This is a genomic window from Saccharopolyspora hattusasensis (assembly GCF_050972075.1).
GTDB lineage: Bacteria > Actinomycetota > Actinomycetes > Mycobacteriales > Pseudonocardiaceae > Saccharopolyspora > Saccharopolyspora hattusasensis.
The window spans coordinates 1,636,882-1,661,415 of sequence record NZ_JBPCDC010000001.1 but is presented as its reverse complement, the minus strand read 5'-3'; the positions used below and the strand labels follow the sequence as shown (position 1 = coordinate 1,661,415).

Genomic DNA, 24,534 nt, shown 5'->3' with positions numbered 1-24,534 from the left:
GATCGGTTTTTGTCACCATCGGTGCATGAAACTCAGCGGTCTGCTTGCCCGTCAGCAGGAAAGCCTGCCCGGTGTGGCCGGGATCGCCAGGGTCGAGCGGCGTTCGCGTGATGTGCCGCGCAGGGTCCGGTCCGGCGACATCGCGGTGATCGATCACGCGGACCTGGACCGGCGCACCGCCGAAGCGCTGGTCTCGGCCGGGGTGGTCGGGGTCGTCAACGCCGCTCCTTCGATCTCCGGGCGCTACCCGAACCTCGGTCCCGAAGTGCTGCTGTCGGCCGGGATCGCGCTGGTCGACGGCGTCGGCCCCGAGCTCGTGCACCGGGTCAAGGACGGCGCGAAGATCCGGCTGCACGACGGCGGCGTATTCGTCGGGGACCGGGAGATCGGACGCGGGACGGCGCAGGACGCCAACTCCGTCGCCGACCTGCTCATCGAGGCCAAGGCCGGGATGGCCACGCAGCTGGAGGCGTTCTCGGCGAACACCATCGAGTTCCTGCGCAAGGAGCGGACGCTGATCCTCGACGGCGTCGGCGTGCCCGGGCTGAGCTCGTCGATGGAGGGCCGCCAGGTGCTCGTGGTGGCGCCCGGGTACGGCCACGCCGACGACCTGCGGCGGTTGAAGAGGTACATCCGGGAGTACCGGCCGGTGCTGATCGGGGTGGAGGGCGGCGCCGAGTCGTTGCGCAAGGCCGGGCACAAGCCGGACGTCATCGTCGGCGACCCGGACGGTATCGCCACCGCCACCCTCAAGTGCGGCGCGGAAATGGTGATCCCCGCCCACCTCGACGGGCACGCGCCCGGCCTGGAACGCATCCAGGACCTCGGGGTCGGCGCGGTGACGTTCCCCGCGTCGGGGAACCCGGAAGACCTCGCGCTGCTGCTCGCCGACGCGCACAAGGCGAGCCTGGTGATCACGGTCGGGTTCCACGCGACGCTGAGCGAATTCCTCGACCGCGGGCGCTCCGGTTCGAACCCGTCGACGTTCCTCACCCGGCTCCGGCTGGGCAGCAAGGTCATCGACGGCGCGGCGGTGGCCACGCTCCAGCGCAGCCGGACGCCGGTCGGGGCCATCGTGCTGCTGGTGCTCTCGGTGCTGCTGGTGGCGGTCGTGGCGCTGCTGGTCTCCGGGCTGGGCACCGCTCTCATGACCGCGGTCACGGACACCGGCGACTCCGTGTCCGGCTATCTCGAGGGGCTTTTCACGTGATCTCGTTGCGGTACCACATCGTGTCGATCGCCGCGGTGTTCCTGGCGTTGGCCGTGGGCGTCCTGGTCGGCTCCTCGTCGCTCAGCGGCCGGTTGCTGGCGGGCGTGGGCAACGAGCGGCAGTCGTTGCAGGGGCAGGTCGGCGCCCTCAACGCCGAGCGGACGGCGCTCAAGGCACAGGTCGCGGCCGCCGACCGGTTCAACGCGGCGGTCGGGCCGCTGACCGTGCAGGGCCAGCTGGCGCAGCGCAGCGTCGTGCTGATCACCTCGGCGGACGCCTCCGGGCAGCAGCGCGACGCGGTGGCGCAGCTGCTGCGCGCGGCGGGTGCGGACGTCACCGGAGAGGTGCGCCTGGGGCAGGCCTTCGCCGACCCGAGCCGGGCGGACCAGCTCAGGGACGTGGTCACCGAACTGCTGCCCGCCGGTGTGCAGCTGCCCACGGCGGCCGATCCCGGAACCCTGGCCGGGGGCCTCATCGGGCCGCTTGCGCTGCTGAACCCGCAGACCGGCCAGCCGCAGACCGGCGACCAGGAGCGGGCGGCGGCGTTCGCGGGCCTGGCCGGCGGCGGCTTCGCGACCGCCTCGGAGGGCTTGCGGCCCGCGCAGCTCGCCGTGGTGCTCACCGGTGGCCGGTTCGAGGGCGACGGCGCGGGGGACAAGGCCGCGACGCTGGCCCGCTTTGCGACCCAGGTCGACCGGGCAGGTCAGGGCGCGGTGCTCGCCGGCGGCGTCGGTTCGGCCGACGGGACCGGGCCGGTCGGGGTGGTCCGCGCGGATCCGGCGATGGCGTCGGCGCTGTCCACCGTCGACGACCTGGACAGCAGCTCGGGGCGGGTGGTGGTCGTGCTTGCGCTGCGGGAGCAGGCAGATGGGCAGGCGGGGCACTACGGCGTCGCCGGCAGTGCCCAAGGGCCGGTACCGGCGACTCGCGGGTAGGCCGCCGGATGGCGGTTGACCCGCCCCGGCCGGCCGGACCGGTAGGGGCGGGTCTCGGTGCACGCCCCGATGGTCGTGCGTTAGGCTGGAATTCCGTGGGAGCGACGGATCCTGCCGTCCTGCCAGCGCAGAAATCCAGCCAGGCGACGGCTTGACCACGGGGAGCTTTTGTTGGTGCCGCAAGCACGCACGATCAAGCATGTGTTCGTCACGGGGGGCGTGGCCTCCTCGTTGGGTAAGGGGCTCACGGCGTCCAGCCTGGGCGAGCTGCTGACCTCCCGCGGTCTGCGGGTGACCATGCAGAAGCTCGACCCCTACCTGAACGTCGATCCGGGAACGATGAACCCGTTCCAGCACGGTGAGGTGTTCGTGACCGAGGACGGCGCCGAGACCGACCTCGACATCGGGCACTACGAGCGGTTCCTGGACCGGGACCTCACCAAGAACGCCAACGTGACGACCGGTCAGGTGTACTCGACGGTCATCGCCAAGGAGCGCCGCGGCGAGTACTTGGGCGATACCGTGCAGGTGATCCCGCACATCACCGACCAGATCAAGGCCCGGATCCGGGCGATGGCCGAACCGGACGAGGACGGCCGCACCCCCGACGTCGTGATCACCGAGGTCGGCGGCACGGTCGGCGACATCGAGTCGCTGCCGTTCCTGGAGGCCTGCCGCCAGGTGCGGCACGACGTCGGCCGGGACAACTGCTTCTTCCTGCACGTTTCGCTGGTGCCGTTCCTGGCGCCCTCGGGCGAGCTGAAGACCAAGCCGACGCAGCACTCGGTGGCGGCGCTGCGCAACATCGGCATCCAGCCCGACGCGCTGGTGTGCCGGGCCGACCGGGACCTGCCGGAGGACCTCAAGCGCAAGATCGCGCTGATGTGCGACGTGGACGCGGACGGCGTGGTGGCCTGCCCGGACGCCCCGTCGATCTACGACATCCCGCGCGTGCTGCACGGCGAGGGCCTGGACGCCTACCTGGTGCGGCGGCTCGGGCTGCCGTTCCGCGACGTCGACTGGTCGGTGTGGGGCGACCTGCTGGACCGGGTGCACAACCCGTCCGAGCGGGTGCGGATCGCGCTGGTCGGCAAGTACGTCGACCTGCCCGACGCCTACCTGTCGGTCACCGAGGCGCTGCGCGCCGGTGGTTTCGCGCACCGGGCGAAGGTGGAGATCTCCTGGGTCGGCTCGGACAGCTGCGAGACCGAGGCGGGCGCGGCCCAGGCGCTGTCCGGAATGGACGGTGTGCTGATCCCGGGCGGCTTCGGGGTGCGCGGCATCGAGGGCAAGCTCGGCGCGATCCGCTACGCCCGTACCAACGGCATCCCGGTCCTGGGCCTGTGCCTGGGCCTGCAGTGCATGGTGATCGAGACGGCGCGGTCGCTGGCCGGGCTGGAGCGGGCCAACTCCACGGAGTTCGAGGAGCCCGCCAAGCACCCGGTGATCAGCACGATGGCCGATCAGCACGATGTGATCTCCGGTGACCGGGACATGGGCGGCACCATGCGGTTGGGTTCCTATCCGGCGAAGCTGCTGGCCGGCTCGATCGTCGCCGAGGCCTACGGGTCCCCCGAGATCGCCGAGCGGCACCGGCACCGCTACGAGGTGAACAACTCCTACCGGGACCGGCTGAGCAAGGCGGGCCTGGTGTTCTCCGGGACCTCCCCGGACGACCGGCTGGTGGAGTTCGTCGAGCTGCCGCGCGAGGTGCACCCGTTCTTCGTGGGCACCCAGGCGCACCCGGAGCTCAAGAGCCGCCCTACCCGTCCGCACCCGCTGTTCGCGGCGTTCGTGAAGGCGGCCCTGGACTACCGTGCCGCGGAGCGGCTGCCCGTGGAGCTGGAGCCCGTCCAGGAACCCGCGCCCAGCGCGTGATCGGCGCGTGATCGGCGGGTGATCGGCGGGTTCGAAGGCCGTTTCCAGGCTCGTTCTGCGGGCGGGTACAGCCGGTGAACCCGCAACGGCGCCGGTTGCGAGGGCGGGCCAGGCGGCTTCGCCGCTACGAAGACAACGGCTTCTTCCAGGGTGGGCGGCTTCTTCTAGACGAGTAAGTCTGAATACGATCAGTGAGCGTAGGCGGTGAGCGAGCGAGTGACTGGCTGGCCGGTGCGGAAGTTGTGCCAGATCGCGGCGGCCAGGGACAGCACACGCTGGGCGACGCGCCCTGTTCGGGGCAACGTCTGCCGATTGCCACCTTCGCGTGGCGGAAGAACACCCGTGAGCGTTTTTGGGTGCCATAGCACCCAAAAACACGCACGGCACCTTCGCTGCAGATCATGGACGCCCTCGCCTCATGCCCGCAGGAATTTGGACTTACTCGTCTAGGGTGGGCGGCGTGGACACGACGGACAACGGCGTCGCTCGCACCAACGGCGAGCACGAATTCACCACCCTGGCCAGCGAGGACGTCTACGTGGGCAAGATCCTCGCGTTGCGGGCCGACGAGGTCGGGATGCCCGGCGGCGGGCACGCGCGCCGCGAGGTCGTCGAGCACCTCGGCGCGGTCGCGGTGGTGGCCCTCGACGAGGACGACCAGGTGGTGCTCGTCCACCAGTACCGGTATCCGGTCGGCCGGCGGCTCTGGGAGCTGCCGGCCGGGCTGCTGGACGTGGCGGGGGAGGAGCCGGTGCGCACCGCGCAGCGGGAGCTCGCAGAGGAGGCCGGGCTCGCCGCCCGGGACTGGTCGGTGCTGGTCGACGTGGCCACTTCGCCCGGTTTCACCGACGAATGCGTGCGGGTGTTCCTGGGCACCGGATTGTCCGATGTGGACCTTCCGGCGGCGGTCGGGGACGAGGAGGCGGACCTGGTGATCCGGCGCTTCCCGCTCGTCGAGGCGGTGCGGATGGCGCTGGCCGGGGAGATCGTCAACGGTCCCGGGGTGGCGGGGCTGCTCGCCGCCCACGCGGTCCGCGAGGGCCGGGTGGAGCCTCGCCCGGCGGATGCCGAATGGCTGGACCGGCCCCAGAGCTTCGCCGCCCGGTGAGGGGTTTCGAGAAGCTGCCGCCGGACCTGTGCGGGGCGATCACCGGGTACCTCGACCACCTCGCCGTCGAGCGCGGCACCGCCCGCAACACCCTCGACTCCTACGCCAGGGACCTGCGCCGGTATGCCGAATTCCTGGTCGGGGCGGGGATTTCCGGGCTCGGCGAGGTGCGTTCGGAACACGTGTCCGGGTTCCTGGCGGAGCTCCGGGAAGGCACCGAGCAGCGGCCCGCGCTGGCGCCGTCGTCGTCGGCCCGAGCCCTCGTGGCTGCCCGCGGCCTGCACCGCTTCGCGCACGCCGAGGGGCTGCTGCCGGTCGACGTCGCGCGCGATGTCGCGCCGCCGAGCCCGCCGAAGCGACTGCCGAAGGCGCTTTCCATCGGCGACGTCGGGAAGCTGCTCGATCACGCCGGGGGCGACGACGCCCGGGGCCTGCGGGACCGGGCACTGCTGGAAGTGCTGTATTCGACGGGAGCGCGGATCTCCGAAGCGGTCGGGTTGGACCTCGACGACATCGACGGCACCAACCGGACCGTGCTGCTGGACGGGAAGGGCGGCCGCCAACGGCTGGTGCCCATCGGCCGACCGGCGCTGGCGGCGCTGGACGCGTACCTGGTGCGGGCCAGGCCTGGCCTGGCCGCGCGCGGGCGCGGTAGTGCCGCGGTGTTCCTGAATTCGCGCGGCACCCGGCTTTCCCGGCAGAGCGCGTGGAATGCGTTGAAGACCGCCGCGCAGCGCGCCGGCATCAACGTCTCGGTTTCGCCGCACGTGCTTAGGCATTCGTTCGCCACGCATCTCGTGGAGGGCGGCGCGGACGTCCGCGTGGTGCAGGAACTACTAGGCCACGCCTCGGTCACGACGACCCAGGTCTACACCCTGATCACGGTGAGCACGCTGCGGGAGGTCTACGCGACTTCGCACCCCCGCGCACACGCTACGGAGTGACTTGGTGACACTGCGAATGCGAGCGGGTGGTGCACGCGGTAGACGTTGATCACACGCAGATCACAGGGAACTTCCGACACCACGGCGAGGCGCGTTGCCGCTGGTAACGAATGCCACTTAGGCTGCGTTTGATCGCCACGGGCACCAGAAGGAGTCAGATCGCCATGTCGTTGCCGCAGCCCGCCGCCGAAGGGCGGCCCCGGGGCGCGGTCGACCTGAGCATCGCCCCGGAGACGACGGGCCGCGAGGAGGTCGGCCTCGCGCCGGACTCGCGCGGCCTCGGTCCCACTGGCCGGCCACGTCGGCACATCCCCGAGCCGCCGCTGCTGGACCGGCACGGTCCCGCAGCGGTGCTCGCGATGTGCAACCAGAAGGGCGGCGTCGGGAAGACCACGTCGACGATCAACCTCGGCGCAGCGCTGGCGGAGTACGGGCGTCGGGTGCTGCTGGTGGATTTCGATCCGCAGGGCGCGCTCTCGGTCGGCCTCGGGGTCCAGCCGCACCAGCTCGACCAGACCATCTACAACGTGATCATGGAACGGCCGGTCGCCATCCAGGACGTGGTGCGGCAGACCACCGTCGAGGGCATGGACCTGCTGCCCAGCAACATCGACCTGTCCGCGGCCGAGGTGCAGCTGGTCGCGGAGGTGGGCCGGGAGCAGACGCTGCACCGGGTGCTGCAGCCGGCGCTGGCGGAGTACGACTACGTGCTGGTGGACTGCCAGCCGTCGCTGGGGCTGCTGACGGTGAACGCGTTGGCCGCCGCGGACGGCGTGATAATCCCGTTGGAGTGTGAGTTCTTCAGCCTGCGCGGGGTGGCGCTGCTGATCGACACCATCGAGAAGGTGCGGGAGCGGCTGAACCCGAAGCTGGAGATCAGCGGCATCCTGGCGACCATGTTCGACCCGCGCACGCTGCACTCGCGCGAGGTGATGGCGCGCGTCGTCGAGGCGTTCGGCGACATCGTCTTCGATGCGGTGATCAACCGGACGGTGCGGTTCCCGGAGACCACGGTGGCCGGCGAGCCGATCACCCGCTGGGCGCCCCGCTCGGCCGGCGCCGAGGCGTACCGGGCGCTGGCGCGCGAGGTGATCGCCCGATGACGCGTCGGGTCGCCCTGCCAGGAGCGGCCGAACTGTTCCGTACTACTGTTCCCCGGACGGATCACGCGAATGCGCCGGCGACGGAGCAGGTTGCACCCGCGGCACAGCCCGCGGCGGGCCGGTCCGGCTCGGGACGGCGCAAGCACGATTCGAAGATCACCGTGTACGTGTCCGACGAGGAGTTGCTGGGCTTGGAGCAGGCGCGGCTGGCATTGCGGGCCGACCACGGCATCGCCGTGGACCGGGGCCGCGTGGTGCGCGAAGCGGTTGCCGTGGTGCTCGCCGACCTCGACAAGAACGGCGCGGACTCGGTGCTGGTGCGGCGCCTGCAGGAGCCCGCCGAGTGAAAGACCCCGCGGTACCGGCGGAGCAGTCGAGCGAGGACCCCGGCGCAGGCGGTCGGTTCACGGTGCGGCTGGAGAACTTCGAGGGCCCCTTCGACCTGCTGCTGCAGCTGATCTCGCAGCACCAGCTGGACGTTACCGAAGTCGCGCTGCACAAGGTCACCGACGAGTTCATCGCCTACACCAAGGCGCTCGGCGAGCGGTGGGACCTGAACGAGACCACCGAGTTCCTGGTAGTCGCCGCGACGCTGTTAGACCTGAAGGCGGCCCGGCTGCTGCCGGCTGCGGAGGTCGAGGACGAGGCGGACCTGGCGTTGCTGGAGGCCCGCGACCTGCTCTTCGCGCGGCTGCTGCAGTACCGCGCGTACAAGCAGGTGGCCGCGTTGTTCGGCGAGCTGGAAGCCGGGGCGTTGCGGCGCTATCCGCGTTCGGTGTCGGTGGAGGAGCGGTTCGCGAACCTGCTGCCGGAAGTGGTGATCGGGGTTTCGCCGCAGCGGTTCGCCGAGATCGCGGCCGCGGTGTTCCGGCCGAAGCCGCCGCCGACCGTTTCGCTGGACCACATCCACCAGCACGGCGTTTCGGTGCGCGAGCACGCGGCGCTGCTGCGGGTGTGGTTGGCGGAGAAGGGCAGCGCGACGTTCTCGGAGCTGGTGTCGGACTGCGGGCACACAGTCGAGGTGGTGGCGCGGTTCCTGGCGCTGCTCGAGCTCTACCGGGAGAAGGTCTTGCTGTTCGAGCAGGAGACCCCGCTGGGCGAGCTGGTCGTGAGCTGGGTGGGCGGCAGCGTGGCGCAGGCGCAGGTCGAAGCCGAGGTGCAACGCGCCAGCCAGGAAGAAGAGGAGTACGGGTGAAAGTGACGCGGATCGCGTACTCTGCCGGACTCAATCCAGGCAAATTTACGCAGCTTGTCGAGCAGGCGCGTTGTCTTGGCACAATCGCCTCGGTCCAGACTGCCGGACCAGGACTCCAGCGTCAGGTGTGTGTCTGCGCGGAGAGCGAAATATCCGATTCGATCAAAATTGATCGAGAACAGAGGAAGCAGTACGGGTGACCGAGCTGGAGCCGCAGGCCGCGGCGGAGGAGTCGCCGACCCCGCCGCCCGCTGAGCCGCAGGAGCCGTCGCAGGCCGCTGGTGACTCCGAGGCGGTGGAGACGCCGAGCGCGCCGGACCTGACCTCCGATGCGGCGCTGGATGCCGCGCTGGAGGCGTTGCTGCTCGTGGTCGACGTGCCGGCGGGCGAGGAGCTGCTGGCAGACACGCTGGAGCAGCCGGTGGCCCGGATCCGGTCCGCGCTGCGGCGGCTCTCGGCTGGTTACGCCGAGGCGGAGCGGGGCATTGACCTGCGGCGGGTCGGGGACGGCTGGCGGTTCTACACGCGGGAGAAGTACGCGCCGTACGTGGAGCGGTACCTGCTGGACGGGCAGCGTTCGAAGCTGACGCGCGCCGCGCTGGAGACCCTCGCGGTGATCTCCTACCGGCAGCCGGTGACGCGTTCGCGGGTCGCGGCAGTACGGGGTGTGAACGTCGACGGCGTCATCCGTACCCTGGTGGGGCGCGGCCTTATCGAAGAGGCCGGAACCGACCCGGAGACGGGCGGCATCCTGTACTGCACGACCGAGCTGTTCCTGGAGCGGCTGGGGCTGTCGTCGTTGAAGGAGTTGCCGCCGCTCGCCCCCTTGTTGCCCGAAGTGGATTCGATTGATGACGTCTGAGCACCGTTCCCCGTCCAGCAGCACTGCCGACCCGGAAGGCGTGCGGCTGCAGAAAGTGTTGTCCCAGGCCGGGGTGGCCTCGCGGCGCGCGGCCGAGGAGATGATCGTCGAGGGGCGGATCGAGGTCGACGGCGAGGTCATCACCGAGCTGGGTCGCCGGGTCGACCCGGCGACCGCGGTGGTCCACGTGGACGGCAACCGGGTGATGGTCAACGACGATCTGACGCACCTGCTGCTGAACAAGCCGCGCGGCATCCTGTGCACCATGTCGGACGACAAGGGGCGTCCGTGCATCGGTGACTACCTGCGGGAACGGCAGGGCAAGCTGTTCCATGTGGGGCGGCTGGACCAGGACACCGAGGGCCTGCTGCTGATCACCAACGACGGCGAGCTGGCGAACCGGTTGATGCACCCGTCGTACAAGGTGCGCAAGACGTACCTGGCGGAGGTGCTGGGGTCGGTCCCGAAGGACCTCGGGCAGCAGCTGCGCAAGGGCGTGGAGCTGGAGGACGGTCTGGTGAAGGTGGACCGGTTCAAGCTGGTCGACATGAACCAGAACCGTTCGCTGGTGGAGATCGTGCTGCACGAGGGCCGCAACCGCATTGTGCGGCGGCTGCTCAAGCACGTCGGCTACCCGGTGCAGCGCCTGGTGCGGACGCGGATCGGCGATGTGCGGCTGACCAGCGAGCGCCCGGGCGCGATCCGGCCGTTGAACGGCCAGGAGATCGGCTCGCTCTACCGCGCGGTGGGTCTCTGAAGCTGCTCCGGAGCCTCCGGCCGGTCCGCTCGGATCGGCCGGAGGCTTTTTCCGGTCAGGCCTTCTTCGCCTGGCTGGGGAGGAACATCCGGGCCACCGGCTCGACGACGCGGGCCGCGACCGGGCCGAGGATCGCCATCAGCAGCACGTAGGCGGTGGCGAGGGCGGCGAGCTCGCCCGGCACCGCGCCGGAGGCGACGGCCAGCCCGGCGATCACGATGGAGAACTCGCCGCGCGCCACCAGCGCGGCACCGGCCCGCAGCCGACCCATCCGGCCGACGCCCTGCATCCGGGCGGCGAACCAGCCGGTGAGCACCTTCGTCACGCAGGTCGCCACCGCCAGCAGCAGCGCCACCGGCAGCACCGGCGGGATCTGGCTCGGGTCGGTGTTGAGGCCGAACACGACGAAGAACAGCGCGGCGAACAGGTCGCGCAGCGGCTCCAGCATGCGGGTCGCGTTCGCCGCGGTCGACCCGGAGATCGCGATGCCCAGCAGGAACGAGCCGACCGCCGCCGAGACCTGCAGCTCCGAGGCGATCCCCGCGACGAGCAGCGCCGCGCCCAGCAGGCGCAGCAGGAAGACCTCCGGGTCGGGGCTGTCGACCAGCGCGGACACGTACTTGCCGAAGCGCAGCGCGACCACCAGCACCAGGGTGATCACGACCAGCGACACCCCGACCGCGGTCAGGCCGCCGAGGAAGCTGACGCCGGCCAACACGGCGGTCAGGATCGGCAGGTAGACGGCCATCGCCAGGTCCTCGAAGACCAGGATCGACAGGATCACCGGCGTTTCCCGGTTGCCGAGCCGACCCAGGTCTCCGAGCACCTTCGCGACGATGCCGGAGGAGGAGATGTAGGTGACGCCAGCCATGGTGAACGCGCCGAGCGGACCCCAACCCAGCAGCAGGGCCACCAGCGCACCGGGTACGGCGTTCAGCACGATGTCGATGACACCGGCCAGCCAGGAGCGGCGTAAGCCGGTGACGAGTTCACCCGCGGAGTACTCCAGGCCCAGCAGTAACAGCAGCAGGACCACGCCGATCTCGGAGGCGAGGTGGGTGAACGGTTCGATGCCGTGCAGGGGGATCAGGCCGCCGGTGCCGAAGGCCAGCCCGCCGATCAGGTATAGCGGGATCGGTGACACCCCGATTTTCCATGCGAGTCTCCCGAGGATGCCCAGACCGAAGAAAACCGCACCCAGTTCTATTAGGGAGATCGCCGTGTCGTGCACCGTGTTTCCTCTCGCGTGTGCCCTGCGTATGGAGTTGTCAGGGGATCGGCACGCGCTGGACCGCCGTTGGTGACGCGTGTCCCGGTCAGGTGGCCGGGAAAGTGTTCGGGACGGGCTGGATCAGCCCTTTTCCAGGATTTCGCTGGCTGCGCGCAGCCCCTTCGCGGTGCCCACGACCACCACCAGGTCGCCGGCGGCGAACTGGAAGTCCGGCCGCGGTGAGGGATGTGCGGTGCCGTCCCGGACGACCGCGACGATCGACACGGAGGTGCGGGTGCGCATCTCCGTGTCGCCGAGGGTCCGGCCGGCGTAGGGGGAGCCCTGGGCGACGGACAGCTGCCAGGTGGTGATCCCGGCGACCTCGCTCTGCTGCTCGTTGAGCTGGGCGACCAGCTGCGGGGCGCCCAGCAGGTTGGCCAGCGTGCTGGTCTCGGCGGTGGTCAGGGCGACCGATGCGGCCACCTTGTCCGGGTCCTCGTGGTCGGAGACGATCAGCTCGAACCGGCCGTCCCGGTAGGTGATCACGCCGATGCGGTGGCCGGATCGGGTGGTGAAGTCCTGCTGCGTGCCGAGCCCCGGCAAGGGGGTCACAGTTACATCCACGCCCAAGACCTTATTCGTAGATCCTTCGCATTTGTCCCCGGTCCGGATGGATCTGGATGCGATTGGGATCCGCAGGGGCGGACCAGGCAGAATTGACGGTTGGTCCGGCCGGGTGTCGGGCCGATCGGTTCCGGCTCGGGAAGGACATGCACGTGGCACACGCCAGGCTCCGCGGTGTGGTGGCGCTCGACGGCCCTTCGGGCACCGGCAAGTCGACGGTGTCCCGCAAGTTGGCGTCCGCGTTGGGGGCTACCTACCTCGACACCGGCGCGATGTACCGCGCCGCGACGCTGGCGGTGCTGCGCGCCGATGCCGACCCGTCGGATCCGGCCGCGGTGGCAGGTGTGGTGCGCGCGGCGCGGCTGACGGTGGGCACCGATCCGGAGGGCCCCCAGATCTTCCTGGACGGCTCGGACGTGGGGCGGGAGATCCGCGGGCCGGAGGTGACCGGCGCGGTGTCGGCGGTGTCGGCGGTCGCCCAGGTGCGGGAGCAGTTGGTCGCCCACCAGCGGAAGCTGATCGGCGAGGCGCTGGTGTCGCCGGGCGGCATGGTCGTCGAGGGGCGCGACATCGGCACCGTGGTGTCGCCGGATGCGGGCTTGAAGGTCTACCTGACGGCATCCGCGCACGCCCGCGCGCAGCGCCGCACCGCCCAGGACGTCTCCGAGGGGCGGGCCGGTGACCTGGACCGGACCCACGCCGACGTGCAGCGCCGGGATGCGCTGGACTCCGGGCGGAAGGTGGCGCCGCTGCGCAAGGCCGACGACGCGGTGGAGCTCGACACCACGGACCTGGGCGTGGTGGAGGTGCTCGCGCAGTTGCACAAGCATGTGGAGAGCCGTGGCCTGCTGGTCGCGGCGGAGCGGACGACGCCATGAGCGACGAGACCCTGCCCGAGGGAGCGTCCGGTGGAATGCACCGGTTCGGCCAGTGGATTTCGCGGCGGATCGTGCGGCTGCCGTACCGGGTGCGGATCCACGGCGCGGAGCGGATCCCGCGCACCGGCCCGGTGGTGCTGGTGGCCAATCACAGTTCGATGATGGACGGGCCGCTGCTGTTCGGAATGATCCCGCGCAACGCGGTGTTCCTGATCAAGCAGGAGATGTTCCGCGGTGCGCTGGGCTGGTTCCTGCGCCGCATCGGGCAGATCGGGGTGCGCCGCGGCGAGCCGGACCGCACCCCGCTGCTGGCGGCGGTGCGGGTGCTGCGGGCCGGTGGTCTCGTCGGGGTGTTCCCGGAGGGCACCCGGGGCGAGGGTGATGTGACCAACGCGCAGCACGGGGCGGCGTGGCTGGCGCGGGCGTCGGAGGCGCGGATCCTGCCGGTGGCCTGCCGGGGCACGCGTCGCCCGGACGGCTCGGGCCGTAGGCTGCTACCCAAGATTCACGTGTTGTTCGGGGAACCGATCGCGCTGCCAGCAGGCAAGGGTCGCACCGGGCTGGTCGTGGCGACCGAGGCGGTGCGCACCGAACTGGTCGAGCTGATCGCCGAGTTGGATCGGCTGGTCGCGAACCAGAGCCAAGACTATTCGAGAGGGAAACGAGCGTGACCGACGAGTCGGTGGAAGGCATGGACGGCACGTGGTCCGACGAGGCCGAGTGGGCTGAGTTCGACGAGGTCGAAGCGGTCGAGGGCGAGCAGCCGACGAAGCCGCAGCCGGTGCTGGCCGTGGTCGGCCGTCCCAACGTGGGCAAGTCGACGCTGGTGAACCGGCTGCTGGGCCGTCGGGAAGCCGTCGTGCAGGACACCCCTGGTGTCACCCGGGACCGGGTGGCCTACGACGCGTTGTGGAACGGGCGCCGCTTCACGGTGGTCGACACCGGTGGCTGGGAGCCGGACGCGAAGGGGCTGCAGGCGTCGGTGGCCGCGCAGGCGGAGCTGGCTATCCACACCGCCGACGCGGTGCTGCTGGTGGTGGACGCGCGGGTCGGTGCCACCGAGACCGAAGAGGCCGTGGCCAGGGTGCTGCGCCGGTCCAAGCGCCCAGTGCTGCTGGCCGCGAACAAGGTCGACGACCAGCGCCTCGTCTCGGACGTGCATTCGCTGTGGTCGCTGGGTCTGGGCGAGCCGATGCCGGTCAGCGCGCTGCACGGGAGTGGCTCCGGTGACCTGCTGGACGCCGTGCTGGAGGCGTTCCCGGAGACGCCGCGCGAGATCTTCGGCGCGACCGGTGGGCCGCGGCGGGTGGCGTTGGTCGGCAAGCCGAACGTGGGCAAGTCGAGCCTGCTCAACAAGCTGACCGGGGAAGAGCGGTCGGTGGTGCACGACGTCGCGGGCACCACGGTGGACCCGGTGGACTCGCTGGTGGAGCTGGACGGCGAGGTGTGGCGGTTCGTCGACACCGCCGGGCTGCGCAAGCGCGTGAAGACCGCCAGCGGCACCGAGTATTACGCGTCGCTGCGCACCAAGGCCGCGATCGAGGCGGCCGAGGTGGCGATCGTGCTCATCGACGGTTCTGAGCCGTTGAGCGAGCAGGACCTGCGGGTGATCACCATGGTCGTGGAGGCCGGCCGGGCGTTGGTGATCGCCTACAACAAGTGGGACCTGGTCGACGAGGACCGCCGCCACCAGTTGGAGAAGGAGATCGACCGCGAGCTGGTGCGGGTGCGGTGGGCCGAGCGGGTCAACGTGTCGGCGAAGACCGGTCGCGCGGTGGCGAAGCTGGCCCCGACGCTGCGCACGGCGCTGGATTCGTGGGACACCCGGATCTCCACCGGCCGGTTGAACGGTTGGCTTTCCGAGCTGGTCGCGGCCAACCCGCCGCCGGTGCGGGGCGGCAAGCAGCCGAAGATCCTGTTCGCCACGCAGGCTCAGTCGCGGCCGCCGACGATCGTGCTGTTCACCACCGGGTTCCTGGAGGCCGGGTACCGGCGGTTCCTGGAGCGCAAGTTCCGGGAGACGTTCGGGTTCGTGGGTAGCCCGGTGCGGATCTCGGTGCGGGTGCGGGAGCGAAAGGCCAAGGGCGGGCGCCGCTGAGTCCGTGAGTGTTTGTGGGTGCTATAGCACCCACAAACACTCACGGGTGCCTGTGCGCTGCGGTTTCGCGGCCCCGCTAATCTGCTGGCGACCCTCGGAACAGGGGAGGTGGCCGCGAGGTGCGGGCTGAGGACGGCGGGGGGCCGATCCGCGTTGTGCTTGCCGACGACGAGGCGATGCTGCGGCGTGGCCTGCGCGTGTTGTTGGAGGGCGACGGTTCGATCAGGGTGGTCGCGGAGGCGGGCAACGGGGACGAGTTGCTGGCCGCGGTGCGCGCGTACCGCGTCGACGTCGCCCTCATCGACGTGCAGATGCCCGGCAAGGACGGGCTGACGGCGTTGCGGGACTTGGCGACGCTGGCGAATCCGCCGGCGTCGGCGGTGTTGACGACGTTCGACCTGGACGACTACGTGGCCGATGCCTTGCGGTTCGGGGCGCAAGGGTTCCTGCTCAAGGACGCGGAGCCCGCGGCGCTGGTTCGGGCGGTGCACGATCTGGCGGCCGGTGGGGCGGTGCTGGATCCGCGGATCACCGCGCGGTTGTTGCCGAGCTTCCGCAGCCTGTCCGGCAACACGCACGAGACGCAGCTGGTGCAGGGGTTGTCCGGGCGGGAGCGGCAGGTGCTCCAGTTGCTGGCGGATGGTCGGTCCAACGCCGACATCGGGGTCCGGCTCGGGCTGACCGAGGCGACGGTCAAGAGCTACGTGTCGACGGTGTTGAGCAAGCTCGGCGCGCAGAACCGGGTGCAGGCCGCGTTGATCGCGCAGCGCGTGGCGGGCGGCTTCCGGTGAGGTCGGTGCGCTGGTCCAGGCTTGGCGTCGAGGCGCTGGTCGTCGGGATTCCGGCGGCCGCCGTGCTGGCCGCGCCCGACCCGTTCAGCTATGCGACGGTGTCCGGTTTGGTGGCTTCGGCGCTGCTGCTGTTGCGGCGGTGGCCGCGGATCGCGGTGCTGCTGTGCATGCCGGCGTTGGCCGGTGGTTTGGGTTGGGCGCCGACGGTCGTGGCGTTGTACGCGTTGGGGCGCGCGCAGCCGCGGATCCGGATGTTGGCCCGCTGGGTGTTGCTGACCGCGGCGGTCGCCGTGGCACCGGTGATGATCACGCAATCGCTGGGGGTCGGGTCGATCATCCTGACCGTGGCATTCGTGCTGCTGGCGGCGGGCGCGCCGACGGCGTTGGGGGCGCTGGTGGCGTTGCGGGAGCAGCTGGCCGACAGCCTGCGGAAGCTGGAGGCGGCCACCGAGGCGGAGCTGCAGGCGAAGGCCGAGACGGCGCGCGCGGAGGAGCGGGCCCGGATCGCACGGGAGATCCACGACGCGGTGGGGCATCACGTGACCTTGATCGCGGTCGAGTCGGCGGTGTTGGCGGCCACCACCGAGGATCCCGGTGCGCAGGACACCGCCGGGCGGCTGCGCGGGCTGGCGAAGCAGGCGCTGGACGAGATGCGCGCGACGTTGGGGCTCGGCACGCCCGGGCAGCAGGCCGGGTTGCGCACGATCCCGGAGCTGGTCACGCGGGCGCGTGCCGCCGGTGTGGATGTGGAGCTTTCGTCCGAGATCGGTGACCCGCACGCGGTGCCGCCCGCGGTGGAGCGCGCGGCCTACCGGGTGGTCCAGGAGGCGTTGACGAACGCTTCAAAGCACGCGCCCGGTGCCGGCATCAAGGTGCGGCTGGCGTTCCGTGAGGGCTCGCTGCACGTCGCCGTCACCAACGGCGCCCCCGACCGGCAGGGACCGGCCGTCGAGGTCGGCGGCGGCGGTTCCGGGCTGGCCGGCCTGGCGGAGCGGGTGCAGATGGCAGGTGGGTGGCTGGCCGCCGGGCCGTCGGAGGACGGTGGCTTCGAGCTGGTGGCCGTCCTGCCGCAGCAGCGCTGAGCGTCCGCCGTCGAATCGGCATTCACGAGTCGGGCGCAAACGAGTTCGGAGACGCCCGGCGTCAGCGCGCCAGCGACTTGCGCAGGAAGTCCACCTGCAGCAGCAGGAGGTTCTCGGTGGTGGTCTCCTCGGTCGGCAGGTGGCTGACGCCCGGTAGCGGGAGCACGTTGTGCGGGCGGGCCCGCGCGGTCAGCGCGGCGGACAGCCGCAGCGCGTGGGCCAGGACGACGTTGTCGTCCACGGTGCCGTGCACGATCAGCATCGGGCGTTGCAGGTTTCCGGCGTCCGCGAGCAGCGAGTTCTTCAGGTAGACGTCGGGGACCTCGTTCGGGTCGCCCAGGTAGCGCTCGGTGTAGTGGGTGTCGTACAGCCGCCAGTCGACCACCCCGGCACCAACGACCGCGGCGTGAAAAACGTCCGGGCGGCGCAGCACGGCCAGCGCGGCGAGGTAGCCGCCGAAGGACCAGCCGCGGATGGCGACCCGGCCGAGGTCGAGTTCGGGGTGCGCTTCGGCGGCCGCGTGCAGGGCGTCGACCTGGTCCCGCAGCGGCGGGCCTGCCAGGTCACCGGCGACGGCTCGGTCCCATTCGGGGCCTCGCCCGCCCGTTCCGCGGCCGTCGGTGACCAGCACCGCGAAGCCTTGGTCGGCGAACCACTGCGACGTCAGGTAGCCCTGCTGGCGGGAGAGCACGCGTTGCGCGTGCGGGCCGCCGTAGGGGTCCAGCAGCACCGGCAGCGGGCCGTCGGCCGGGTCGTAGCCGCCCGGCAGCAGCAGGGCGCTGCACAGCTCGCGGTCGCCGAGACTGAGCAGTTCGACGTTGAGCTTCATCTCGGGGTCGTCGGCCTGGTTGCCGATCTCGGCGATTTCCTGCTCACCGCGGTGCACGCGGACCCGGGTGCGGGGTTCGTCCAGCGTGGACGTAGCGACGACCAGCACATCACCGGAGCGGGTTCCGATGTGGACACCGGGCCGGTCGGTGACCCGCCGGGCACCGTCGGCGGTGACGCGGTAGAGGTGCAGCTGAGTCGGGTCCTGCTCCGAGGCGGAGATCAGGATGTCTTCGTCGCCGATGTCGAGGACGGCCCGCACCTGCAGGGGCGCGGCGGTCCAGGGTTGGTCGCCGACGACCAGCCGGTACGCGCCGTCGTCCCCGCTGATGCGCACCAGGTCGCCGTTCGGGGTCCAGGCGGGCCAGCCGGGTTTGATCTCCACCCAGTGCGGCTCTGTGTCGCGGTGTACCTCGGTGGTCCGGCCGGTGGCCGGGTCGAAGGCCAGGACGAGTTGGGTGCGCTGGTCGCGGGTTTCCACGGCGATCAGCGGCCGGCCGTGCCGGGACCAGTGCGCGGTGACGAGGTACGGGAAGGCCTGGCGGTCCCAGTCGACGTCCACCCGGTTGCCGTCGAGGTCGAAGACGGCCAGAGACACGTCCGCGTTGGCGGTGCCGGCGGCCGGGTAGCGCATGGCCGTCGGCTTGCTCAGCGGGGCGGACGGGTCGGCGATGTACAGGTGCTGCACCGGGGATTCGTCCACGCGGGCCGCCAGCAGCCGCGAACCGTCCGGGGACCACCAGTAGCCGCGGTGGCGGTCCATTTCCTCGGCGGCGATGAACTCCGCCGCGCCCCAGGTGATGTCGGCGCCGTCCGGTTCGGCCAGGGCCCGGTCACCGGAACCGTCCACATCGATCACCCGCAGCTGGCCGCCGGAGAGGTAGGCCACCCGGTTCCCGTCGGGGTCGGGTCTGGGGTCGGCCACCGGCTGCTGCGCCGGCAGTTCGCGCGCGTCACCGGTTGCGACGTCGACCACGAACAGCCGCCCCGAGATGGTGAAGGCGGCGAGGTGCCCGTCGCGATCGGTGGCGTAACCGGTGATGCCCAGGGCCCGCTCCCGGGCTCGTTCCCGGCGGGCCTGCTCCTCGGGCGAGACCTCGTCGTCGGTGCGGAGCGCGCCCGGGTCGGCGAGCATCCGCTCCTGGCCGGTCTTGGTGTCGAGGGCCCACAGGGCGTTGCTGCGATCGGTGCCGCCCGCTGAGCGCAGGAAGAGCACGGAGGCACCGGCGGTGAAGGTCCGCGGCGCGCCCAGGGTGAAGCCCTGGGTGCGGGCGCTGCGGCGGGGGAACGACGCTGACGGCATGCGGCCAGCCTGCCATTTCCACCGGGCATTTGCGCGATCGGGTGGCGGTGCGGCGAAAAGCCGCCACGGGTGGATTATTCGCCCGTGTGTCGGTAGGGGGTGTAGCGCGGCCCGAATCCTACGGTCGACGCCGATTCGTTTTGGCCCACAGCGGCTTCCCGGTTCTGCGGGGGTCGACCGACCTGGGATGAGACCTGCCATGTACCTCTCGATGGTGGTGCCGTGCTTCAACGAGGAGCGCGGCCTGCAACGGTTGCACGACGCGCTGGTCGCGGCGTTGTCCGGGCGCGTCCGGGATTACGAAGTGATCCTGGTCGACGACGGCAGCACCGATCGGACGCTGCGCGAGGCGCGCCGGTTGTCGGCGCTGAACCCGCGTTTCCGCTACGTGTCGCTGAGCCGCAACTTCGGGAAGGAAGCGGCGATGTTGTGCGGGTTGCGGCATGCGCGGGGCCGCCGGGTTGCGCTGCTGGACGCCGATTTGCAGCATCCGCCGCTGTTGTTGCGGCGGATGCTGGACCTGCTGGACTCCGGTTACGACCAGGTCGTCGCGCGGCGCAGCCGCGACGGTGAGGGCCGCTTCCGGTCGACTCTGTCCAAAGTGTACTACGGGGTGTGCGGTCGGCTCGTGGACGTGCGGTTGCAGGACGGGGTCGGGGATTTCCGGGTGCTGTCGCGCCGCGCGGTCGACGCGGTGCTGTCGCTGCCGGAGTACCACCGGTTCTCCAAGGGGCTTTTCGCGTGGATCGGCTTCGACACGGCGTACGTGTCGTTCCGGAACGTGCCGCGGGGCGGTGGGGGTTCGCGGTGGACGTTCGGTGCGCTGGTGAACTACGGCATCGACGGCCTGACTTCGTTCAACAGCAGGCCGCTTCGGCTGTCGATCTACCTGGGCGTGCTGGTGGCGCTGCTGGCCGGAGCCTACGTGCTCTTCGTCGTGGTGAACACCATTGTGGACGGTGTGCACGTGCCCGGTTACGCGACGTTGCTGGCCGGGGTCGTCGGATTGGGCGGGCTGCAGCTGCTGTTCCTCGGGGTTCTCGGGGAGTACCTGGGCAAGAGCTACTTCGAGGCCAAGCGCCGGCCGCACTACCTGGTCAAGGAGTCGAGCCCGGAATTCCACCCGCAGGCCCGCGAGCGCCGGTTGCACCCGGCCGCCGAGTTGGCTTCGTAGGGGGAGCGATGTGGTGCAAGACAAGCAGATCGGAGCTCCTGCGGTTCGCGCTCGTCGGCGGCGCGAACACGGCCGTGCACTGCACCGTCTACCTGGCGTTGTGGCTGCTGGTGCCGTACCTGCTGGCGCACCTGGTCGCGACCGTAGCGGCGACGCTGTGCTCGTACCTGCTCAACTGCCGGTTCACCTTCGAGGTGGCGCCGAATCGGCGCACCCTGCTGCTGTTCCCGCTGTCCAACCTGGCCGTGATCGGGTTGAGCACCGCCGTCGTCGCCGTTTCGGTGGCGGTGTTCGAGGTCGATTCGAGGCTGGCTCCGGTCGCGGCGGGTCTGGTCGTGGTGCCCGTGACCTTCCTGCTGAGCAGGGCGGTGCTGACCGAGCGGCTGCCGCTGCTCGAATGGCGCAGCGCGGTCGGGGTCGGGGTCGCTGTCGCGCTGTTGAGCCAGGTTCCGGTGCTGGTGAACCCGTCGTTCTACTTCTGGGACGACAGCGCGGCGCAGTTCCTGCCGATGTGGCACCGGCTGGGCGAGCGGCTGCTGACCGGGGATTGGCCGCTCGGGCTGGACCTCGACTCGTGGATGGGCGGTAACCTGGCCGCCGAATCGCTGTTCGGGATCTGGAATCCCGTGCACCTGCTGGATTGCCTGCTGGTGGTGTGGCTCGGCGATCTCGCCATCGGTGCCGCGGTGGTGAAAACGCAGTTCCTCGTCACGCTCGGCGTCGGAACCTTCTTGCTCTGCCGCTGTTATGGGGCGGGCCGCGGGATCTCGTCGGTGCTTGCGGTGGCGCTGCCGGTGTCCGGCTTCGTGCTGTACTTCCAGGCCGCCACCTGGGCGGGCGGGCTCATGGGCTTCGCCTGGCTGCCGTGGGCCTGGTGGGCGTTGCGCCGTGTGCTGGACGGGCGGCTGCCGGCCTTCGTGGCGTGGATGCTGTGCTATCTGTGCGTTTCCGCCGGTGATCCATACGGGGTGCTGGCGCTGGGCGCGATCTTCGCCGGGCTGCTGGCCGAGACCGGGCGGAACTGGCCGGGAATCCGGCGGTTGGTCCTGGTGGGCGTGGCGGTCGCGGCGAGCCTGCCGCTGATCTTCTTCCCGGTGCTGGAGACCTCGGCGGTGGGGTGGCGGTCCGGGCGCGAGTTGTTCAACATCGGTCAGCTGGTGCCGGGCATCGGCGACCTGCTGAACGCGAGCATGCCCTCGTTCGTGCCGCAGATCCTGTCGTTCGGCACCTTCCGGATGTCGGTGCCCGCCACCTACTTCGCCTGGTTCGCCGTCCCGCTGCTGGCCTGGCTGGACTGGCGGTCCGCCGGGGCGTTGTGGCGCCGCTGCCGGTGCGCCGCGTTGATCGCGGGCTGCTACTTCCTGCTGTGCCTCGGGCCGTCCAACGTGTGGCTGTTCCGCTGGCCGCTGCGGCATGTGGTCGTGCTCCACCTGGCGATGGCAGTGCTGCTTGCCGTGTCGCTTTCGCATGGGCTGCGCACTGATCACTTCAAGGTGCGGTTGGCTTGCTCGGCCGGGACCGTGTTGCTCGGCGGGTATCTCTCGTTCGCGGCGTGGCCTTCCTTGGCCCCGAAGCATTTGGTGTCGCTGGGCATGATCGCAGTGCTGCTCGCGGCCGTACTGATCCTGCACCGCAGGCAGTTGATGGCCGCGGTGCTGCACCTCGGCACGGCCTGCGCGCTTGCCCTGCAGATGTTGTGGTTTCCGGCGAATCGCGATGTCGCCGTCTACAACTTCCCGGCATCGATCGCCGAACTCCGTTCCCGCTACGCGGAATTCCACGGCGGCACCGTGTTGCAGATCGCCGACCGCAACCTGATCCCACCGGACGACGTCGCCTCACGAAGCGCTTGGAAGCACCTGCTGTTCGGCAACATGCACGCGGCCGCAGGGGTCGCGAGCCTGGTCTCCTACACCGGCATCGGGCACGATGCCCTGCACACCCGGCTCTGCCTGAGCTATTACGGGGCCACCTGCCCGCAGGCCTACGACCGGCTCTGGCAGCCGGATGGGCTGGTCGACCGGCTCAAGGTCACCCACGTCGTGGTGCAGCGCCGGCTCCGCGAGGTTCCCGAAGCTCCGGCGGGCTGGCAGGTCACCCGGCGCGATGCGGATGTCGTTGTGCTCAAACGGGAAACGGCCCTGCCATGGCCGGGCGGGCGGCTCAGCGCCGGCCGTGGGGTGCAGGTGCTCGACGACCGGCAGCACGGGCAGCGGCACGAAACCGTGCGGTTCGGCCGCACCGCAGATGGGGCCGAGCTGGTCTTCGCGCGCCTGGCCTGGCCGGGCTATCAGGCCACGGTGGACGGTCGCCGGGTGCCGGTCGCCGGAACTGACGCGGGGCTGCTCACCGTTCGCCTCCCACCCGGCCTGACCGGCGGCACGCTCGCGCTGTCCTGGAGCCCGCCCGGATTCGCCCTGCACCTCCTGCTGGCTTGCGCCGGAGCGCTGCTCGCGCTCGCGCTGTCCGTAGCTGCGCTGCAGCCGGGGAGGCGAACGCGATGAGAGGATTCGCCGCCGCGATCGCGCTGCTGCTGATCGCTGCGCTCGTCGATCCCGCCGCTGCGGCGCAGATGCGTTCCCACCTGCAGGTCGTGGCGCATCCCGACGACGACATCCTGTTCATGAACCCGGACCTGGCCATCTCGATCCGTTCCGGAGCGACCGTGACGACCGTGTTCCTGACGGCCGGGGAGAGCGATGTGCGGCCCGCGGGGCGGTATGCCGCGCGGCGGCAGGCCGGGGCGCGGGCGGCGTTCGCGGCGATGGCCGGGGCGCCCGACGTCTGGGACCGTGCCGGGCTGCCGCTGCCCGGGGGGCGTCAAGCCGAGGTGCAGACCTTGCGCGATCGGCCGACGGTGCGGTTGGTGTTCCTGAACCTGCCCGATGACAACGATCCGCACACTGCGGGCGGCAGGCATGCGCTGACCCGGCTCTGGCACGACGCGGCCACCCGGGTCGAGGCACTGCGGCCGGACGGATCTGTGCTGGCGGGCAGCAGCATTCACGACCGGGCATCCGTCATCGACGCGCTGGGAGAGCTCTACCGGAGGTTCGCGCCCACGATCGTGCGGACCCATGACCCCGAACCGGACCCCAGGTATCAGCCGCAGTGGGGACCCCACCACAACCACCCCGACCACGTGATGACGGCGCGATTCGCGGAGCTTGCGATGCGGTCCGCCGGATCGGCGCACCTGATCCACTACCGCGACTACAACGTCGCCGACGCGCCGCCGAACCTGCCAGCGGAGATCGTCGCCGGCAAACGGGAGATCTTCGCGCGCTACGCGGCACACGACGCCGAGGTGAGCATGGGGGAGCCCTATGCGACGTGGCTGCGAAGCATGCGGCACCGCTGGCCGTGGAACACGAACTGGGCGACGACCGGTCGCGACGGCGAGCCCGTTTACGTCTACGTTCGGGGCGGAAAGTTGTTGAGGGGAAACGGATCACGTGAGTCCGTTGTGGACACCGGTGGTTTCGTGCCGCGTGCCGGTTCGCCGGGGTTCGCCGGCCCGGACACCCTTGTGGTCCAGGACCGCACGGGCGCGATCTTCCTGAAAAGCGGGCCGGACCGCTGGCAGGATCTCGGCTCCCCGCCGACCGATGCGCCGCTCGGCCAGGTCGGACCGCCGGCGGCGGTCGCGGCACCGGGCGGGAGAGTGCTGGTCGCGGTCCGCAACGCCCGTGGCGGTGTGAGCGTCCGGTTCGCCGACCAGGCAGCTTGGACGGACCTCGGCGGCACCGGGGTCGACGACGCCGTCTCGGTGCTCCTGGCCGGCACCGGTGAGGCGCACGTCTTCGCCACCGCGCAGGCCGGGTTGCTGCACTGGCGGCTCGACGGCACCGGTTCCCGGCTCGTCGCGCCGCCGGAAACGCACCACCCGGCCGGATCCGTTGCCGTGGCCCGCGGCCACCGGGCGTTCGCGGCGTTCCGCGAGGCGGCCACCGGGCGCGTGGTCGTCCTCGGCGAACACGCGGGATGGTCCGTGGTCGCCACCGCTGCCACCACTGCCACCCCTGCCACCTCCGATCCCGCGCTCGCCGTGCTGGACGGCGACATCCCGGTCGTCGCGGTCCGCGACGGCGAAGGGCGGATCGTGGTGCTCGGCACCACGATGGCCGTCCTGCCCGGCCGGATCGTCGGACGGCCCGCCTTCACCTCGGACGGCCGCCACCTTGTCGCGCTCGGCGACGACGGCCGAATGCACTTGACTTCTCTCCTCCCTGAAGGAAGGAGATTCAGTCCTCGCGGACTGAGTTTCCTGCTTCAACGACCGCAGCGTCCCCACCGTGGCGGTTCGGTCTCACACGATCTCACTCAGGCGTTCGGACCGGGGTGGTCCGGGTTCCCGCTCGACCAGCGGTACCCACGTACTTGCTCGGGTGTTCCCACTTGCGTGGGGGTGGTAGGTCTCACCTACCGAAATCAAGACTATCAGCGGTCGCTACGCGACCGACACGCGAGATCTGTTCCTCCCCATCCTGAAGGACGGGGCATCCGCAGATTGGAGATCAGGTGAGCCCGCGTCCTCGGGACGCGGGCTCACGA

The 24,534-nt window shown here is 70.7% G+C and carries 21 protein-coding genes and 1 pseudogene; 18 read left to right on the top strand and 4 right to left on the bottom strand.

Annotated elements, in window-relative coordinates:
- Nucleotides 1–25 precede the first annotated feature (25 nt).
- From steA to pyrG, 3 genes are all read left to right on the top strand, one after another.
- On the top strand, nucleotides 26–1,210 hold the full coding sequence (gene steA, locus ACRXBZ_RS06900; protein WP_433878323.1) for a putative cytokinetic ring protein SteA: 1,185 nt from the start codon (nucleotides 26–28) through the stop codon (nucleotides 1,208–1,210).
- Entirely contained in the window at nucleotides 1,207–2,145 is a 939-nt protein-coding gene (locus tag ACRXBZ_RS06895) for a copper transporter (protein ID WP_433878322.1), read from the top strand. The genes steA and ACRXBZ_RS06895 overlap by 4 nt, the downstream gene beginning before the upstream one ends.
- A 174-nt stretch (nucleotides 2,146–2,319) precedes the next feature.
- Nucleotides 2,320–4,023, top strand: a complete 1,704-nt coding sequence (pyrG, locus tag ACRXBZ_RS06890; protein WP_433878321.1) for a CTP synthase — start codon at nucleotides 2,320–2,322, stop codon at nucleotides 4,021–4,023.
- A gap of 188 nt (nucleotides 4,024–4,211) precedes the next feature.
- Here the strand turns inward: pyrG and ACRXBZ_RS06885 are convergent.
- Nucleotides 4,212–4,310, bottom strand: a pseudogene (locus ACRXBZ_RS06885) (IS982 family transposase); the annotation flags it as partial.
- A 164-nt stretch (nucleotides 4,311–4,474) separates the two neighbouring features.
- Here ACRXBZ_RS06885 and ACRXBZ_RS06880 point away from each other — a divergent pair.
- The 7 genes from ACRXBZ_RS06880 to ACRXBZ_RS06850 all read left to right on the top strand — a co-directional run bounded on the left by ACRXBZ_RS06880 (nucleotide 4,475) and on the right by ACRXBZ_RS06850 (nucleotide 9,992).
- Complete coding sequence (locus ACRXBZ_RS06880) at nucleotides 4,475–5,131, top strand: NUDIX domain-containing protein (RefSeq protein ID WP_433883814.1); 657 nt, start codon at nucleotides 4,475–4,477, stop codon at nucleotides 5,129–5,131.
- Complete coding sequence (gene xerD, locus ACRXBZ_RS06875) at nucleotides 5,095–6,075, top strand: site-specific tyrosine recombinase XerD (protein ID WP_433878320.1); 981 nt, start codon at nucleotides 5,095–5,097, stop codon at nucleotides 6,073–6,075. Before ACRXBZ_RS06880 ends, xerD begins: the two co-directional genes overlap by 37 nt.
- Before the next feature lie 164 nt (nucleotides 6,076–6,239).
- Nucleotides 6,240–7,178: a ParA family protein gene (locus ACRXBZ_RS06870; RefSeq protein WP_168584341.1), complete on the top strand. Its 939-nt coding sequence runs from the start codon at nucleotides 6,240–6,242 to the stop codon at nucleotides 7,176–7,178.
- Nucleotides 7,175–7,525: a hypothetical protein gene (locus ACRXBZ_RS06865; RefSeq protein ID WP_168584340.1), complete on the top strand. Its 351-nt coding sequence runs from the start codon at nucleotides 7,175–7,177 to the stop codon at nucleotides 7,523–7,525. Before ACRXBZ_RS06870 ends, ACRXBZ_RS06865 begins: the two co-directional genes overlap by 4 nt.
- Nucleotides 7,522–8,373, top strand: a complete 852-nt coding sequence (locus tag ACRXBZ_RS06860; RefSeq protein WP_433878319.1) for a segregation and condensation protein A — start codon at nucleotides 7,522–7,524, stop codon at nucleotides 8,371–8,373. The genes ACRXBZ_RS06865 and ACRXBZ_RS06860 overlap by 4 nt, the downstream gene beginning before the upstream one ends.
- A 196-nt stretch (nucleotides 8,374–8,569) precedes the next feature.
- Complete coding sequence (scpB, locus tag ACRXBZ_RS06855) at nucleotides 8,570–9,235, top strand: SMC-Scp complex subunit ScpB (RefSeq protein WP_433878318.1); 666 nt, start codon at nucleotides 8,570–8,572, stop codon at nucleotides 9,233–9,235.
- A complete protein-coding gene (locus tag ACRXBZ_RS06850) occupies nucleotides 9,225–9,992 on the top strand; it encodes a pseudouridine synthase (protein WP_433878317.1) in 768 nt (255 codons plus the stop codon). The genes scpB and ACRXBZ_RS06850 overlap by 11 nt, the downstream gene beginning before the upstream one ends.
- A 55-nt stretch (nucleotides 9,993–10,047) precedes the next feature.
- On the opposite strand, the gene ACRXBZ_RS06845 is transcribed toward ACRXBZ_RS06850, so the two are convergent.
- Entirely contained in the window at nucleotides 10,048–11,223 is a 1,176-nt protein-coding gene (locus tag ACRXBZ_RS06845; protein WP_190823330.1) for a cation:proton antiporter, read from the bottom strand.
- A gap of 120 nt (nucleotides 11,224–11,343) precedes the next feature.
- Nucleotides 11,344–11,826, bottom strand: coding sequence for a cation:proton antiporter regulatory subunit (locus tag ACRXBZ_RS06840; protein WP_433878316.1), 483 nt, complete (start codon nucleotides 11,824–11,826; stop codon nucleotides 11,344–11,346).
- 146 nt (nucleotides 11,827–11,972) lie between these two features.
- Between ACRXBZ_RS06840 and cmk the strand changes: the two genes are divergently transcribed.
- From cmk to ACRXBZ_RS06815, 5 genes are all read left to right on the top strand, one after another.
- Nucleotides 11,973–12,704, top strand: a complete 732-nt coding sequence (gene cmk, locus ACRXBZ_RS06835; RefSeq protein WP_433878315.1) for a (d)CMP kinase — start codon at nucleotides 11,973–11,975, stop codon at nucleotides 12,702–12,704.
- The gene (locus ACRXBZ_RS06830) at nucleotides 12,701–13,375 is read left to right on the top strand and encodes a lysophospholipid acyltransferase family protein (protein WP_433878314.1); all 675 of its coding nucleotides are present in this window, start codon (nucleotides 12,701–12,703) and stop codon (nucleotides 13,373–13,375) included. Before cmk ends, ACRXBZ_RS06830 begins: the two co-directional genes overlap by 4 nt.
- Nucleotides 13,372–14,802, top strand: a complete 1,431-nt coding sequence (gene der, locus ACRXBZ_RS06825) for a ribosome biogenesis GTPase Der (RefSeq protein ID WP_433878313.1) — start codon at nucleotides 13,372–13,374, stop codon at nucleotides 14,800–14,802. Before ACRXBZ_RS06830 ends, der begins: the two co-directional genes overlap by 4 nt.
- A 119-nt stretch (nucleotides 14,803–14,921) precedes the next feature.
- Nucleotides 14,922–15,593 carry a response regulator gene (locus tag ACRXBZ_RS06820; protein ID WP_433878312.1) on the top strand — a complete coding sequence of 224 codons (672 nt, stop codon included), beginning with the start codon at nucleotides 14,922–14,924 and terminating at the stop codon, nucleotides 15,591–15,593.
- 5 nt (nucleotides 15,594–15,598) lie between these two features.
- On the top strand, nucleotides 15,599–16,675 hold the full coding sequence (locus tag ACRXBZ_RS06815; protein WP_433878311.1) for a sensor histidine kinase: 1,077 nt from the start codon (nucleotides 15,599–15,601) through the stop codon (nucleotides 16,673–16,675).
- A 61-nt stretch (nucleotides 16,676–16,736) separates the two neighbouring features.
- Here ACRXBZ_RS06815 and ACRXBZ_RS06810 read toward each other — a convergent pair whose 3' ends face one another.
- Entirely contained in the window at nucleotides 16,737–18,806 is a 2,070-nt protein-coding gene (locus tag ACRXBZ_RS06810; protein ID WP_433878310.1) for a S9 family peptidase, read from the bottom strand.
- Nucleotides 18,807–19,005: 199 nt separating this feature from the next.
- Between ACRXBZ_RS06810 and ACRXBZ_RS06805 the strand changes: the two genes are divergently transcribed.
- Genes ACRXBZ_RS06805 through ACRXBZ_RS06795 form a run of 3 tightly spaced genes read left to right on the top strand, consistent with a single transcriptional unit; the run spans nucleotide 19,006 to nucleotide 24,505 of the window.
- Complete coding sequence (locus ACRXBZ_RS06805; RefSeq protein ID WP_433878309.1) at nucleotides 19,006–19,980, top strand: glycosyltransferase family 2 protein; 975 nt, start codon at nucleotides 19,006–19,008, stop codon at nucleotides 19,978–19,980.
- An 8-nt stretch (nucleotides 19,981–19,988) separates the two neighbouring features.
- The gene (locus ACRXBZ_RS06800) at nucleotides 19,989–22,484 is read left to right on the top strand and encodes a GtrA family protein (RefSeq protein WP_433878308.1); all 2,496 of its coding nucleotides are present in this window, start codon (nucleotides 19,989–19,991) and stop codon (nucleotides 22,482–22,484) included.
- Complete coding sequence (locus ACRXBZ_RS06795; RefSeq protein WP_433878307.1) at nucleotides 22,481–24,505, top strand: PIG-L family deacetylase; 2,025 nt, start codon at nucleotides 22,481–22,483, stop codon at nucleotides 24,503–24,505. Before ACRXBZ_RS06800 ends, ACRXBZ_RS06795 begins: the two co-directional genes overlap by 4 nt.
- Nucleotides 24,506–24,534 lie beyond the last annotated feature (29 nt).

Excerpts from the sequence above, each read along its gene's own strand:
- ACRXBZ_RS06795 (WP_433878307.1), top strand. The coding sequence starts at position 22,481 with ATGAGAGGATTCGCCGCCGCGATCGCGCTGCTGCTGATCGCTGCGCTC.
- xerD (WP_433878320.1), top strand. The coding sequence starts at position 5,095 with ATGGCTGGACCGGCCCCAGAGCTTCGCCGCCCGGTGAGGGGTTTCGAG.
- ACRXBZ_RS06850 (WP_433878317.1), top strand. The coding sequence starts at position 9,225 with ATGACGTCTGAGCACCGTTCCCCGTCCAGCAGCACTGCCGACCCGGAA.
- ACRXBZ_RS06870 (WP_168584341.1), top strand. The coding sequence starts at position 6,240 with ATGTCGTTGCCGCAGCCCGCCGCCGAAGGGCGGCCCCGGGGCGCGGTC.
- steA (WP_433878323.1), top strand. The coding sequence starts at position 26 with ATGAAACTCAGCGGTCTGCTTGCCCGTCAGCAGGAAAGCCTGCCCGGT.
- ACRXBZ_RS06800 (WP_433878308.1), top strand. The coding sequence starts at position 19,989 with ATGTGGTGCAAGACAAGCAGATCGGAGCTCCTGCGGTTCGCGCTCGTC.
- ACRXBZ_RS06865 (WP_168584340.1), top strand. The coding sequence starts at position 7,175 with ATGACGCGTCGGGTCGCCCTGCCAGGAGCGGCCGAACTGTTCCGTACT.
- ACRXBZ_RS06810 (WP_433878310.1), bottom strand. The coding sequence starts at position 18,806 with ATGCCGTCAGCGTCGTTCCCCCGCCGCAGCGCCCGCACCCAGGGCTTC.
- ACRXBZ_RS06805 (WP_433878309.1), top strand. The coding sequence starts at position 19,006 with ATGTACCTCTCGATGGTGGTGCCGTGCTTCAACGAGGAGCGCGGCCTG.
- ACRXBZ_RS06830 (WP_433878314.1), top strand. The coding sequence starts at position 12,701 with ATGAGCGACGAGACCCTGCCCGAGGGAGCGTCCGGTGGAATGCACCGG.
- cmk (WP_433878315.1), top strand. The coding sequence starts at position 11,973 with ATGCACGTGGCACACGCCAGGCTCCGCGGTGTGGTGGCGCTCGACGGC.